Raw genomic sequence first — 14,096 nt, 5'->3', positions numbered from 1 at the left:
GCGCACAGTGCCAGCGCCTGGACGCAGTTCGGTACAGACCTTTACGTAAGTGGCACCACTCTCTTCACCCTGGGTCTCGGCGATGTCGTGCCTCACAGTCGTCTGGCACGGGCCTTTATCATCTTCGAGTCGGGTGTAGGTCTTGGTTTTGTAGCGCTCGTCATCGGCTATCTCCCGGTGCTGTACCAGGCATTTTCGCATCGTGAGCTCAGTGTGGCCTTACTCGACTCTCGCGCCGGTTCACCACCCACCGCAGCTGAACTTCTTCGCCGCCATGCCTTCGAAGGGCGCGAAGAGGCGCTTATCGACCTGCTCGAAGAATGGGAGCGCTGGTCCGCGGAGATTCTCGAATCGCATATCTCGTATCCCATTCTTTGCTTCTATCGCTCGCAGCACGACACCCAAAGCTGGCTCGCAGCGCTTGTGGCGATCCTGGACACCTGCGCCCTTCTCATCTCCGTCATCGAAGGTAATCACTCACGCCAGGCTCAACTCACATTTGTCATGTCCCGACACGCCCTCATCGACATCGGTGAAGTCTTCGAGGTACTGGAACTCCCTGGAGGGGCCACGCGAACCGACATAGACCGTCTTCCGTCCAAAGACTTCTACCATCTCTGCGAAGCGCTAGGTGAAAATCAGATACTTCTCTGCGGCGATCCCGCTGCGGCAAAACGTCTCCACACCCTACGTGCTCTCTACGAACCTCACGCGCAGGGCCTCGCCGAATACCTGCGTCTGCAACTCCCCGTATGGGTCGCTCCTCCAAAGTTGAACGACCAATGGAGCATTCTTACCAGGATGAGAACAGACGCGGCCAGTGCATTGAAGGCGGAAGCCAGTCGCTCTTCTTACTTTCATGACGAAGACCACGGCTAATCGACACACCAAAAAGATTCGGGATGCAAGGTAGAATTCCTTGCATCCCGAGTCGACTTTAGTCTGCGTTAACCGCTACTTACTGACCAGCCGGTCCCGTAGGTGCAGGGTTCAGCTTCTGAGCAGCCAGTGCTCCAGCAGCCCCTTTAGCGTCCTTATCTTTCAGCTGCGCGTAGATCTTCTTTGCCAACTCCGGCTTTCCCTGGTTCTCGTACAACTCCGCAAGCTGCAACTGCGCAAGCCCTGCAGGCACCGTCGTTGTCGGCTTGGATGTGAGCTCGTTGTAGAGTTCGACAGCCTGCGAATCCCGATTTGTCTGGCGGTAAAGCTGCGCGAGCGACAGCTTGGCAAGGGCAGCGAGATCACCATTCCAACCATCCGCTACCTGCTTAAGCGTGCTCTCTGCTGGCCCATTCTGCCCCGCTTCCATATATGTCAAGCCGGCGAAGTAGCGCGACACCTTACCATCAGGCGTCATGCCGTACTTATCCGCAACGCCCGTAAACAGGTCGTTTGCGGCCTTGGCACGCTCTGCCACAGAGGCGTAGGTCTTCACGCCGGGAGGCACTGGCTGTCCCGGCGTCGCGAGCGGTGTCTGATAGGCCTGCATCGCCGCGCCGAAGGCGGTTGAGGCCTGTCCCGCACGGCTGTTGTAGATCAGCGCACCGGCAACCACCACCAAAATCGCGGCGAGCACAATAGCGCTGGTAACGATGACGGAGCGGCGATTTTCGCTGGCCCACTCAAGGCCATGGTTGGTGGTGTCGACGAACTGGTCATGCTTCAGAGCTTGCTTGGTCTGCTGGTCCACTTTGTCTTGTTCTTCCTTTTTGCTCTTTGCGGTTTTGCCGCATTGAGAGAACTGATTGCGCGAAGTCACAGCGCAGAGCTTCAAGTCTATCAGTGCGGGAAACTAGAGGGTAGTTCGCATCGGGCCAATCTAGCGATCATGAGAACAAACCCCGCCAAATGAGTGGCTAGAGGTAAATGCTCGATCCAAGAACTTTACTCCGCTCGCGTGAACTCTAAGGGTTGACAGCCGTTACGAGGAGGCGAAGACTTGTACCGAAGGAACTGCGCCAACTTATGAAGACCGTAGCCGTCGAAACAGCCATAGCAGCGCCCCCCACCTCCAACAAACATCTGATCCGCTGGGTCGAGAAGATGGCTGATCTGTGCCAGCCTGATCGCATCCACTGGATCGACGGGTCGCCGGCTGAGTATGATTTTCTTTGCGATCAGCTCGTGCATGCGGGAACGTTTACCAAACTGAATGAGAAGCTCTGGCCGGGATGCTACCTCGCCCGCTCCGCGCCTAACGACGTTGCCCGCGTGGAAGATCGCACCTTTATCTGCTCTCTCTCAAAGGACACTGCCGGCCCCACCAACAACTGGGAAGACCCCTTTGTCATGCGCAAGAAGCTCAAGCAGCTCTTCCGTGGCGCGATGCGCGGACGCACGATGTATGTGCTTCCCTACTCCATGGGTCCGGTCGGCTCGCCTATGTCGCAGATAGGCGTTCAGCTGACCGACAGTGCCTATGCGGTGGTCAACATGCGCATTATGGCGCGTATCGGGACGCAAGTATTCGCAGAAATCGACAAGGACGAGAAGCGCGTTGTCCCGTGCATGCATACGGTAGGCGCACCACTTGCTGCTGGCCAAAAGGACGTTCCGTGGCCCTGTAATGACGAGAAGTACATCGTCCATTTTCCCGAAACCCGCGAGATCTGGTCTTACGGTAGCGGATACGGTGGAAACGCATTACTGGGGAAGAAGTGTTTTGCTCTGCGTATTGCCTCCAACATCGCCCGCGACGAGGGCTGGATGGCCGAGCATATGTTGATCGTCGGCGTTGAATCTCCCAAGCGCGCGGACGGCAGTACGGAGAAGACCTACGTAGCCGCTGCCTTTCCGAGCGCGTGCGGGAAGACCAACTTTGCCATGATGATCCCACCTGCGGGCTTCGACGGCTGGAAGGTGTGGACAGTCGGTGACGATATCGCCTGGATCAAGCCCGATCAGACCGGGCAGCTTCGCGCGATCAACCCGGAGGCGGGCTTCTTTGGCGTCGCGCCCGGCACCAGCGCCAAGACCAACCCTAATGCAATGGCTACACTCGCGAAGAACACCATCTTCACCAACGTCGCGCTGACCCCTGAAGGCGGCGTGTGGTGGGAGGGCATGACGGACACTCCGCCCGCTGAACTGATTGATTGGCGTGGCAATCGCTGGACTCCAGCCATCGCAAAGGAGACAGGCCAACCAGCGGCTCATCCCAACGGACGCTTTACGGCTCCGGCATCGCAGTGTCCTACGATCGATCCTGATTGGGAGAATCCGAAAGGCGTTCCTATCTCCGCGTTTATCTTCGGTGGCCGCAGACCTACAACGATGCCTCTGGTGTACCAGGCTTTCAACTGGTCCGCTGGCGTCTACATTGGCGCTACGATGGGGTCGGAGACGACGGCGGCTTCTGCTGGAACGATCGGTAAGGTTCGGCGCGACCCAATGGCAATGCTGCCGTTCTGCGGATACCACATGGGGGACTACTTCCGGCACTGGTTGAAGATGCAACGGAATTTGTCGGCTACGCCGCGGGTGTTCCACGTGAACTGGTTCCGCAAGGGACCGGATGGCGAGTTCCTGTGGCCTGGCTATAGCGAGAATATGCGGGTTTTGAAGTGGATTATCGACAGGGTTCGTGGGCGGGCGCTGGGCAAGGAGACTCCGATTGGCTGGACTCCCCACTTTGACGATATTCAGTGGAAGGGGTTGGAGTTTTCGCGGGAGACGTTCGATGTTCTGCAGACTGTAGACAGGGCGCAGTGGAAGCAGGAGGTGATGGGGCACGAAGAGCTGTTCCTCGCTCTCCACGACCACCTTCCGCCGGAGATGATCTATGAGCGCGAGCTGCTGATCTGCCGACTTTAGCGTAAGGCGGCTGCAGCTTTTTTCTGGCTGTGGTGGATTGGCCGTTTTACAGATGTTTTTGCAAAAAAGTGGTTGCGTAACGTGGTTTTTTGGATGGTAGAACGTGGTGAGATGATGGTGAAAGTGTGGCTGGAAACACCATAGTTTTCAGCTCTTAAAAATGCGCCACGTTTTTGCATTTATTTTCGGCAGGCTTTTTTGTGGCCCGGAGACTTAGGTCGTTGTCGGTCTTACGTGGACGACCAAGGAGATTGTAGGGGCTGTTCAAGGCGTGAGAGCATAGCCCTGATGAGAATTTATGTAGATCTGCCGGATGAGGCGGTGGCGGTTTGGTGTCCCGTTGAGGCAATTCATATTCAAGGGGATGTTTATCAGATTGTCGAGGTAAATGCCGATCCCGAAGATACGAGATGGGCCTTCGACACCGGGGCCAAGGTACGATGCCGCCCTACTCCTACGAGGGACGATCCCAAGAACATAATTCTCGTTGCGTACGAGAAGATTTCAAACTGACTCACTACCGAAACTTCAACTTCACGTTTCATTTTCATGGGTTAGTCCATGTTTCCCAAAAGGTACAGCAGACTTTATGTCGAATCAGCATGCAGCGCCCTACAATCCGAATCCTCAGCCACCGATTCCTGAACCGAGCTACGCAGAGCGTGCGCGTACCCTGCTTCATCTAAGTAACGTGGCTACGCTTTCGACCGTCTCGCGTAAGCAGGCCGGTTTTCCCTTTGGTTCGCTGATGCCGTATGCGCTCGATGCCGGGGGGCGTCCACTGTTTTTGATCAGTACGATGGCGATGCACACGCAGAACCTGAAGGCGGACCCGCGAGCCAGCCTCTTTGTGAGCCAGCCTGCGGCGGATGGGGACGTGCTGGGCGCGTCCCGCGTGACCCTGGTGGGCAATGTAGAGCACGTAGGCGATGCGGAGAAGGCTGAGGTGCGTGAGGTTTACCTGAAGGAGCATCCGAACAGCCACTACTGGGTGGATTTCAACGACTTTGCCTTCTTCCGGCTGGAGCCGGTAGACGTGTACTACGTGGGCGGGTTTGGAGTGATGGGGTGGGTGAGTAACACTGACTACGCAGCGGCCTCTCCTGACCCCCTTGCCGGGGCAGCACAGGGCATTCTGGATCACATGAATGCCGACCATGCGGACGCCCTGGTGTTGCTTACAAGGGCTCACGCGGGGCTTGAGGCGGAGAGCGTGACCATGACTTCGGTTGACCGGCTGGGCTTCCATGTACGTGCGGTGACGCCAGGAGGTATGAAAGGTGCCCGGATCGCATTTTTGCGGGAGGCGGCGACGCCTGGGGACACCCGTTCCATTCTGGTAGAGATGGTGAAAGAGGCACGTCAGAGCAGTGCGCCGGCCGCAAATGCCTATTGACTCACCTTGCCTTTCCCTTTATCTTAAACGAATGGCAAGACTCCCTTCGGGTTGAGTCAGTCATAACGAAGTCCACCCACTTCGTTGCTTTACCGGAATACCCACGCAACAGCCCCCACCGCGCTGCGTGGGTTTCCTTTTTAACCTGTTATTCGTTCGTCAACCCCTCTTACCGCACTCGCTGCCAGACTTCGTCCCCGGGGGCGAAGCGTCTTGTCTTTTGGTAGTGGGCGTCCACGTAGTCGAAGAAGGGTTGGAGATTGTCGTCCTTGTCTGCCTGGGTGCGCGGGGAGCGACGGAGGATGAGCATAGGAGTCTGCGTTCGCTCCAGACCCTGGACGACCGCAGCGATCTGATCGGGCCGCGAGTAACCTGCGGGGCCGGGGGATTCGATCGGGGTTGGATTCCGCAGCTCCAGAGGCAGGGTGAGCGGCGGGAGGCCAAAGTACCACTGCCCGGGATGGGTGTTCTCTGCCATCCAACGGTAGAGTTCGGCGTTGTCCGCGCTAGGGATGGCAACGGTTCCGACAGGGAGGGTGACGAGGTGCTTCGGGTGGGTCTGAACGGCGACGACCTGACCGGCGGCGATGACGACCGAGACTGCTCCGAGGAGCTTGGCACAGGTGAGACCTGAAGGTCCGCGGCGGCTGAGCAGCCAGGCGAGAAGCACCATCGCCGGGGGACTGACGCAGGAGATTCTGCGGATGGAGAGTGCCGGCGAGACTGCTGCGAGCATGGCGCTGCCAGCGATGGCCAGCAGCAGCAACTGACGACGCTGGGGGTTGAAGGCGATTGGCGTTTGTGTGGACCGCGAGCGGTCTTTGCTGAAAGACCATTCCGCGAAGAACCAGAGATAGGTGAGAGGCACTGAGAGATAGAGGAAGGGAGAGCAAATCCACTTGAGGACGCCGCTGCGCTCTCTCCACTCGAGGCCTGCGCCTCGCCAGTTGTTGGTGTCGACACGGCCGAAGTAACGAAGGGGGTAGACGATGACGTCATGTGCCCATGGACGGATGCCTGCGGCGAGGATGAAGCGTCCATTGATGGCGGCAAAGACCAGCGTGGCTGCGAGCAGGAGGACGAGGCACAGGGTTAGAGCCCTGCGGAGGTGGTTCCCTGCCCTGGAGGGTTCGAGCCGCGAGCTCCAAAGCAGATAGACGAAGAGGCCTGCGACGATGGCGGCTCCTTTGCTTTGGGTGAAGCTGGCGGCTATGCCGCAGAGTGCACCTGCGGCAGCTACGCGGACGAGCGTGGTGCGCTGGCAGAGGAGCGACACGGCGGCCATTACAGCGATGGTGCTGAACCAGTGATGCGTGGCATCGAGAGAGCCGAAGAGAACGAAGCCAAGCAACAGGAGCGCGGGCAGCACGGCAAACCAGCCCTGCATGATTCGCCTTGCAGACCAGGTGATGCCTAGCGTTGCGACGGCAGCCAAGGCAGCCATGGTGAGGTTGGGCACCCACATCGTGATGCCGAAGCAGCGAAAGAGGAGAGCGTAGACGAGGTCGGTGCCTGGGGTGAGGAACTCGAAGAAGTCGCGGTAGGGCAGCTCGCCGCCGAGGATTCTGACGCCTTTGGTGGCGTAGCCGAGCTGGTCTCCCCATAGCAGGAGCGGGGTGTGAGGAGGGACGAAGGAGCGCAGGCAACAGACGACGAAGGTGACTGCTGCGAGCAAGGCCATGGTCCTCCGCGATGGCGAGGTGGTCTCGCGGTCGGGAGAGCGGTATGCGCTCCGCGATTCTTCGTTTGCGGCTGTAACTTTCTCGACGATCATGCTGTTTCGAGCCGAGTTTACAGGGTGGAGCGATGGTTTTTGGCCTGCGGGATGTAACTGACGAAGCCCTGACAGACAATTGACGATCCGATGACAATCCCTTGCGAAGACCCTGTACCTTGCCGCTGCGGCTCGACCCCGTAAACTAATGGGAGCGATGCCTTTTGAATCTTCCAACACCGCCCCCGTAACGATTGCAGAGAGCTCCAACGGCTTCGCACCGTTGAAGATTCCGCTGTTTCGCGACCGCTGGATCGCGAGCACGATCTCGTCGGTGGGGACGTGGATGCAGGACACGGCGGGCACGTGGCTGATGACATCGCTGACGGCTTCGCCGTTGCTGATCGCACTGATGCAGACGGCGGCCAGCCTGCCGGTGTTGCTGCTGGGGCTGCTGGCCGGGGCGACGGCGGATATCTTCGACCGGCGCAAGCTGCTGATCTTCTGGCAGGCATGGATGCTGGCGTCTGTCGGCATCCTGGCGATTTTGACCTTTATCGGTTACATATCACCGTGGGCGCTGCTGGCGTTCACGTTTTTGTTGAACATCGGCTCGGCGATGAACAACCCGGCGTGGCAGGCGATTGTGCCGGAGCTGGTGCCACGTGAGCTGATTCCGGATACGGTGTCGTTGAATGCGGCGAGCAACAATCTTGCGCGTGCGGTGGGTCCGGCGCTAGGTGGCTTGATGGTTGCTGGTTTTCAGAGGGTACATACCGGCGCGGGTTCGGTGTTTGCGCTGAATGCGCTTTCGTTTGCAGGCGTGATCTGGGTGCTGGTGAACTGGAAGCGGATTCCGCTGTTCAAGTCGGCTCTGCCTTCGGAGCGCATTGCGGGGTCGATTCGCTCGGGGCTGCGCTATGTGCGGTATGCGCCGGATCTGCAGTCGTCGCTGGTGCGCGCGTTTATCTACACGTTTTTTATCTCGGCGATCTGGTCACTGCTGGCGGTAGTGGCCAAGAGAGATCTGAAGCAGGGGCCGCTGGGTTACGGTATTTTGAATGGTTCGCTGGGGATAGGGGCTCTAATTGCAGCTACTACGCTGCACAGGATTCGACAGAGATTTACCGCGGATCAGATTCTGGCTGCGTCGACGCTCTATAACGTGGCGGTGCTACTGGTCCTGGCGTTTGTGCGGAGTCCCTCGATCATCATTGGGACGTTGATTTTTTCGGGCGCTGCGTGGACGAGCACGATGTCGACGATCAATGTGTCGGTGCAGCTTTCAGTACCGGCGTGGGTGCAGGCTCGCTCGCTGGGAACTTACCAGATGACGTTCCAGGGAGGAATGGCGCTCGGCGCGATTTTGTGGGGCTATATCGCGGAACATACCTCGACGCCGATTGCGTTGACGACGGCGGCTTGCGGTCTGCTGATTACGTTTCCGTTCGCGCGGCGGTTTCACATTTTGCAGGGCCCGCTGCCGGATCACACGCCGTATCAGTGGAAGCATCCGGCGCCGCAGCTTGCGCTGGATACGGAGCCTACCGACGGGCCGGTGCGCATCTCGATTGTGTACCGCATTCCGCTCGAGAACTACGCGGAGTTTACGTCGGCGATCCATCTGCTGCGGGGCGTGCGAATGCGCGATGGGGCGATGCGCTGGGGGATCTATCGCGATGCGATCGATCCGCAACATTTGAACGAGACGTTTGTGATGGAGTCGTGGCTGGACTACCTGAGGTCGCGAGAGCGGATCACAGCGGCGGATGAGATGATTCGTGCGCATGTGAGGGCGTTGCACCAGGATGAAGATCCTCCGAAGACGACTTATCAGATCTACGCGAGAGAGGTCGCGAACCCGGTGCCTGCGCATCCGGCGGTGTCGGAGAGAGTGCCTGAGAGCAAGAGCTGAGGCGGGCGGCGGGCGGCGGGATACTCGACCGGTTCCTGGCATTTTCCCTAATTCTGCAGGTTTTTGCGAGTGATGAGGCGGGGTGACGCGGATCTGCAAAGCGTTGCGCAACGGCATCTTCAAGAAAACGTTGGGAATAAAAGATATGCGGGAGGGTGGTCTCGTGCCTGTGGCGAAATGGGGCGTTGGCCCGCGACGTGCATATACCGTGGCAGGCCCTGTTTCCCACAAATTTTCATCCTGAGGTTTTCGCCGTGAGGTTCACGTTACGTTTCTTTTGCGCTACGTCCTCGTTGGCGGTTGCGATTTGTTCTACCAGTGTTTTCGCTTCTGCCGATGCTATTCCCAGTTCGTTTTCCGATACACGAATCAGCGCGTCCAGACTGCCCCCGCTGTGCGGCAGCACGATTATGACTTACTCCGCTTCGGGCTGCTCGTCGGCTTATGGCGCGGTTAGCAGCTATGTGGAGGCAGAGGATCTGTCTCTCCCGTCGTCCCACAAGTACGACGATGCTGTGGTTCTTCGGAGGGCTGGGCCTCCTGCCGCTCCCGAGACCCGGAACTTCGTGCTGCTAGGGAGTGGGCTGCTTACGGCTGCGGGGTTTGTTCGCCGTAGGAAGAGTGCCTAACTTTTCTGTGGTGTGAGATTTTGTTCACGAGCCCGACCTGGTTTGTTTCCGGTTCGGGCTTTTTTGTGCACGAAGGCCTACGCTTCGACGAGCACCGGCATTGAGGATGACAGTGCTCGTCGAGGCCGAGGCTAGACTGCGGAGCCGAGTGCGAGGTCGATGAGGGTCTTCTCTTCGATCTCGTGGGCCTTGGCAGAGCCGGTGGCAGGGGTGGCGCTGGCGCTGCGTTTGACGCTGAGCACGGGGCGGTCGCTGGACATGCGGCGCAAAAGCGGCATGACGTAAGAGAAGGCTCCCATATTGGCGGGCTCCTCCTGGACCCAGACGATCTCCTGGGCTTCGGGGTGCTGGTCGAGGGCGGCCTGCAACTCTTCTTCGGGCCAAGGGTACATCTGCTCAAGGAAGATGATGCCTACGCTGAAGTCTTTGCGTTTTTCGCGTTCGACGCGGAGGTTGTGGCCGATCTTGCCGCTGCAGACTAGCAGACGACGCGGATTCTTTACGTCGTTATCGGGCAGGACGTTCTGGAAGCGGTCGATGGCGAAGTCCGCGAGAGTGGAGGAGGCGTCGGGATGGCGGAGCATGCTCTTTGGCGTGAAGACGACCAGCGGCTTGCGCCAGAAACGGAGTGCCTGACGACGGAGGAGGTGGAAGTACTGCGCCGCGTTTGAGGGCTGGCATATCTGGATGTTGTCGTTGGCGGCGAGCTGCAGATAGCGCTCGATGCGGGCGCTGGAGTGCTCTGGGCCCTGGCCCTCGTAGCCGTGCGGAAGGAGCATGACGAGGCCTGAGAGCAGACCCCACTTGGCTTCGCTGGCTGCGATGAACTGATCCATGATGATCTGCGCGCCGTTGGCGAAGTCGCCGAACTGCGCCTCCCAGAGGACGAGCGCTTCGGGATAGTCGCGGGAGAAGCCGTACTCGAAGCCGAGGACGGCGGCCTCAGAAAGGAGCGAGTTGTAGACCTCGAACTTGCCCTGCTTCTCTTTGAGATGGGCGAGTGGAGTGTAGCGGACCTCGGTTTCGGTATCGACCATCACGGCGTGGCGCTGGTTGAAGGTGCCGCGCTGCGAGTCCTGTCCGCTGAGGCGAACTGGAACCCCGGCTTCGAGCAGAGAGGCGAAGGCCACGAGCTCAGCCATGCCGTAGTCGAAGAGCCGCGAACCTGCGCCCATCTCCTGGCGCTGCTCGAAGAGCTTCTTGACCTTAGGGTGGATGTGGAAGCCGGCTGGGTACGTGGTCAGCGAGGTGACAAGCTCATTGATACGCGCGGCGGCAAGGCCGGTGGAGACATCGTCTGCGGGGTTGAGTTCGCCGCCCTTGTAGTTGTCCCAGTAGGCCGGGAGGTAGGCGAGCTGCGGCTTGTGATCGGCCTGGGTCGCTGTCTTTTGATCGTCGAGCAGCTCCTGCTGAATCTTCTGCACCTCGGCTGCCGGGTCTACACCGATCTGCTTCGCGTAGGTCTGGTAGAGCGGGGCACGGTCCTTGATGATGGCGTAACGGCGGGGCTGGGTGACGGTGGGATCGTCTACTTCGCTGTGGCCATGCTTGCGATAGCCGACGAGGTCGACCACGATGTCGGAGTGGAAGCGGTCGCGATACTCGGCGGCGAGGGCGGCCACACGTATGACGGCGTCAGGATCTTCTGCATTGACATGGAAGATGGGAATGGGAAGACGCTTTGCGATATCGGTGGCGAAGCGTGAGGAGTTGGACTCCTCCGGGACTGCGGTGAAGCCGAGGAGATTGTTGACGATGATGTGGATGGTGCCGCCGACGTTGTAGCCATGCAGGGTCGCCATGTTCAGGGTTTCGGCGAGAATGCCCTGGCCTGCGAATGCAGCGTCGCCGTGGATGATGAGCGGAAGGACGTGGTCGTTGCCGTCTTTGCCGATGCGCTCCTGCTTGGCGCGGGTGCGGCCGAGGACGACGGGATCGACAGCTTCAAGATGGCTGGGATTGGAGGCGAGGTGAAGCGAGATGACCTTGCCGTCGGGCGAGTGGTATTCGCCAGTTGCACCGACGTGATATTTCACATCGCCGCCGCCCATGGTGCTGCGCGGATCTACATCCTCAAACTTTGTGAAGATCTCCGACGGAGAGCGACCGATGGTGTTGGTCATCACGTTGAGGCGACCGCGATGGCTCATCGCAATCATGGCCGTGGTGACACCGGTTCCAGCACTGACGGCGAGGATGCGATCGAGAAAGGGAATGAGAACGGTGAGACCTTCAAGGGAGAACCGCTTGGTACCGAGGTAGCGCGATTGAATGACCTGCTCGAAGAGGTCGGCGCGGATGAGCTGCGTGAGGATGAGTGACTGGTCGGGCGTTGGCGTTGGTTGCTCGATGCGCTCCTGCAGCCATTGGCGCTGCTCGTTACTGGGGAGGTGCATGAACTCCGCGGCGATGGTGCCACAGTAGTAGCTGCGCGCCTCTTTGGCGAGATCGCCTTCGGGTGCGGGCGTGGGAAATGGCTCGGGAGGAAGGTATTGGCCGAGTGGATCGAGGGAGGCCTGGAGATAGCCCCAGCGGCGGAAGATGTCGAAGATAGTCTCGCGTTCGTGTTGTTCTACTGCGGGTGTTGTTGCAGCCAGGGTCCCTGCCTTTGTGGCCATTGCTTCCTCACTTCTGATCTATTCGCGAGTAAATCGCGTGCTCTTCTATGCTAGACCTTTCGACGGGCTGGCGCATCTCCGTTAGTGGGCTGGCAGAGGGGTATGACTATAAAGTTGCACCCTTGTCGAGGGGTTCAGGGTGGGCACCGATCTGCTCTGCGACGCTGCGAAAGCTCGGAAAGACGGTTTACTGTAACTTGCTCCATTGAAGATAGTTATGGGATAGACACACACGCTGCGGCTGGCTTTTTGCGGGTCCGGGGTGGTGGCGTGAAGGAAGCTGGCCGCTATAGTTGAAGTTATGGTGGTAGTTGCTCGCAGGGTTCTGGTTTTGGTTGTCGTACTGGGTTGGATGGGTGTGCCGGCGGGGTTTGGTCTTGCCTTTAGGGATCAGGCGGCATCTGCTCCGCAGGAATCCGTTGGTGCTTCTGCGCAGAGCGCCGCTTCCCCTTCAGTCACTGCGCCGAAGGACGCAAAGGCGGACGAGCGGTCGCTGCCGGATATCGCTGGCTTGATGCACTCTGTGGAGACGAACCAGCGAGCGGCGGAGGCCATTGAGAAGGAGTATTTGTACCGGTCAGTGGTGACCGAGCAGCAGCTGGACAGTCATGGCGGATTGAAGAAGAGCGAGACGATGGAGTTTGAGGTCTTCTGGGTGAATGGAGTGCCGGTGCGACGGCTGGTGAAGAAAGACGGCAAGGAGTTGACGGCGGAGGAGCAGAAGAAGGAGAGCGAACGGATCGATAAAGACTCCGCCAAGTCCAGGGAGAGGCGCGAGAAGGCAGATGAGCAGGGCAAAGAGTCGGACGCGCGCGGAGACGAGTTGATGACAGCCTCGCGAACGCTGGAGCTGGGCAGCTTTACGAATCCGCGACGTATCCAGTTAGGCGGCAGAGACACCATTGTGGTGGACTATGCGGGCGATCCGAAGGCGAAGACACGGACGAAGTTCGAAGAGGTGGTTCGCGACCTGATGGGGACGGTTTGGATCGATGAGCATGATCGCGTGCTGGTGAAGGCTGAGGGGCACTTCGTGAACAACTTCAAGATTGGCATTGGACTGATCGCGAACATCCAGAAGGGCACGAACTTTTCGATGGAGCAACGGCTGGTCAACAACGAGGTGTGGCTGCCTGCGAAGTTGGAAGGACAGGGGTCGGCGCGGGCGTTGTTGTTCTTTGGATTTAATGGGAGGGTGCAGGCGGTGGAGTCGGATTACAGGAAGTTCAAGGCGACTTCGACGATTGTGCCTGTGGATGTCACAAATACGCCGGAGGCTCCTCCGCAGTGATGCTTAGGCGTGGATGCGGGTTCGGCGTCTGCTGAGAAGGCCGTCGATGGCGACTATGACGAGGCCTACGATCCAGAAGCCGAAGAGCAGGCCTGCCGTGTTGAGAAGCGCTCGGGGATAGCCGAGGAGGGTGACATCGACGAAGTGGTAGGGATAGAGGCCTGTGAGGGCGCCGCGCGCGATGCAGTAGATGACGTAAAGCACCGGATAGATGAGCCATCCGGCGGGCTGGCTCCAGCGGAGGGTTCCCTTGGGGACGAAGACGAACCAGTAGAGGATGTAGAGGATGGGGACTATGTCGTGCAGGGCTGAGTTGAGAAAGGCGTTGAGCCCGGTGGGACTCCAGATTGCTCGGAGGAGAAAGGAGTAGGTGAGGCCGACGACGAAGATGTATACGGCGACGGCGGATTGGGTGGAGGGACGGGTAAGGAGGGTATCGGCTTCTCCGCGAAGAGCGGAGGCGGTGGAGACGATGGCGACGAGGAGGTTGGTGAGGATGGTGAAGTAGCTGAGGGTGTTGATGACGCTGAGGAGTGGGGAGCCTCCCTGGGCGATGACGGTTTTGGCCGCGAACGCGATCTGCACCAGGGCGGCGAGCCATGTGAGGAGGGATAGCAGAAGGAGACAGGTCTGCCTGAGCTTTGACCTCCGCGCCATTGTGCCTCTCCTGATGATTGGGTTCAGCGTCCTCACGATAGCAGATGAAGTGGCGGGAGGCTT

12 protein-coding genes are annotated in these 14,096 nt (G+C 59.2%); 7 read left to right on the top strand and 5 right to left on the bottom strand.

Annotated features, from left to right (window positions below; translation table 11 throughout):
- The coding region (locus tag GSQ94_RS11280) for a potassium channel family protein (RefSeq protein ID WP_158943952.1) at positions 1–879 on the top strand (879 nt) is incomplete at its 5' end.
- Positions 880–958: 79 nt separating this feature from the next.
- Here GSQ94_RS11280 and GSQ94_RS11275 read toward each other — a convergent pair.
- Positions 959–1,759 carry a tetratricopeptide repeat protein gene (locus GSQ94_RS11275; protein WP_254063796.1) on the bottom strand — a complete coding sequence of 267 codons (801 nt, stop codon included), beginning with the start codon at positions 1,757–1,759 and terminating at the stop codon, positions 959–961.
- A 206-nt stretch (positions 1,760–1,965) separates the two neighbouring features.
- On the opposite strand from GSQ94_RS11275, the gene GSQ94_RS11270 reads away from it, so the two are divergent.
- Positions 1,966–3,813: a phosphoenolpyruvate carboxykinase (GTP) gene (locus GSQ94_RS11270; protein WP_158943950.1), complete on the top strand. Its 1,848-nt coding sequence runs from the start codon at positions 1,966–1,968 to the stop codon at positions 3,811–3,813.
- Here GSQ94_RS11270 and GSQ94_RS11265 read toward each other — a convergent pair.
- Positions 3,810–3,992 (bottom strand): hypothetical protein, encoded by a 183-nt coding sequence (locus GSQ94_RS11265; protein ID WP_158943949.1) that lies wholly within the window; start codon positions 3,990–3,992, stop codon positions 3,810–3,812. The two genes, GSQ94_RS11270 and GSQ94_RS11265, sit on opposite strands and share 4 nt — an antisense overlap.
- A 109-nt stretch (positions 3,993–4,101) precedes the next feature.
- Here GSQ94_RS11265 and GSQ94_RS11260 point away from each other — a divergent pair, with 109 nt between their 5' ends.
- A complete protein-coding gene (locus GSQ94_RS11260; protein ID WP_158943948.1) occupies positions 4,102–4,326 on the top strand; it encodes a hypothetical protein in 225 nt (74 codons plus the stop codon).
- 76 nt (positions 4,327–4,402) lie between these two features.
- Complete coding sequence (locus tag GSQ94_RS11255; protein WP_158943947.1) at positions 4,403–5,209, top strand: HugZ family protein; 807 nt, start codon at positions 4,403–4,405, stop codon at positions 5,207–5,209.
- Positions 5,210–5,378: 169 nt separating this feature from the next.
- Here GSQ94_RS11255 and GSQ94_RS11250 read toward each other — a convergent pair whose 3' ends face one another.
- The gene (locus tag GSQ94_RS11250) at positions 5,379–6,983 is read right to left on the bottom strand and encodes a hypothetical protein (RefSeq protein WP_216843069.1); all 1,605 of its coding nucleotides are present in this window, start codon (positions 6,981–6,983) and stop codon (positions 5,379–5,381) included.
- A 157-nt stretch (positions 6,984–7,140) separates the two neighbouring features.
- On the opposite strand from GSQ94_RS11250, the gene GSQ94_RS11245 reads away from it, so the two are divergent.
- The gene (locus GSQ94_RS11245) at positions 7,141–8,838 is read left to right on the top strand and encodes an MFS transporter (protein WP_158943945.1); all 1,698 of its coding nucleotides are present in this window, start codon (positions 7,141–7,143) and stop codon (positions 8,836–8,838) included.
- A gap of 410 nt (positions 8,839–9,248) precedes the next feature.
- Positions 9,249–9,467, top strand: a complete 219-nt coding sequence (locus tag GSQ94_RS11240) for a hypothetical protein (RefSeq protein ID WP_158943944.1) — start codon at positions 9,249–9,251, stop codon at positions 9,465–9,467.
- A gap of 131 nt (positions 9,468–9,598) precedes the next feature.
- On the opposite strand, the gene GSQ94_RS11235 is transcribed toward GSQ94_RS11240, so the two are convergent.
- Positions 9,599–12,085 carry a 2-oxoglutarate dehydrogenase E1 component gene (locus GSQ94_RS11235; RefSeq protein ID WP_158943943.1) on the bottom strand — a complete coding sequence of 829 codons (2,487 nt, stop codon included), beginning with the start codon at positions 12,083–12,085 and terminating at the stop codon, positions 9,599–9,601.
- 301 nt (positions 12,086–12,386) lie between these two features.
- Between GSQ94_RS11235 and GSQ94_RS11230 the strand changes: the two genes are divergently transcribed.
- The gene (locus GSQ94_RS11230; RefSeq protein ID WP_158943942.1) at positions 12,387–13,376 is read left to right on the top strand and encodes a hypothetical protein; all 990 of its coding nucleotides are present in this window, start codon (positions 12,387–12,389) and stop codon (positions 13,374–13,376) included.
- 3 nt (positions 13,377–13,379) lie between these two features.
- Here the strand turns inward: GSQ94_RS11230 and GSQ94_RS11225 are convergent, their stop codons facing one another.
- Positions 13,380–14,033 carry a Pr6Pr family membrane protein gene (locus GSQ94_RS11225; protein WP_158943941.1) on the bottom strand — a complete coding sequence of 218 codons (654 nt, stop codon included), beginning with the start codon at positions 14,031–14,033 and terminating at the stop codon, positions 13,380–13,382.
- Positions 14,034–14,096 lie beyond the last annotated feature (63 nt).

Source organism: Granulicella sp. S190 (assembly GCF_009766095.1).
In the GTDB taxonomy this organism is placed as follows: Bacteria; Acidobacteriota; Terriglobia; order Terriglobales; family Acidobacteriaceae; genus Edaphobacter.
This window is presented reverse-complemented; position numbering and strand designations above follow the sequence as displayed.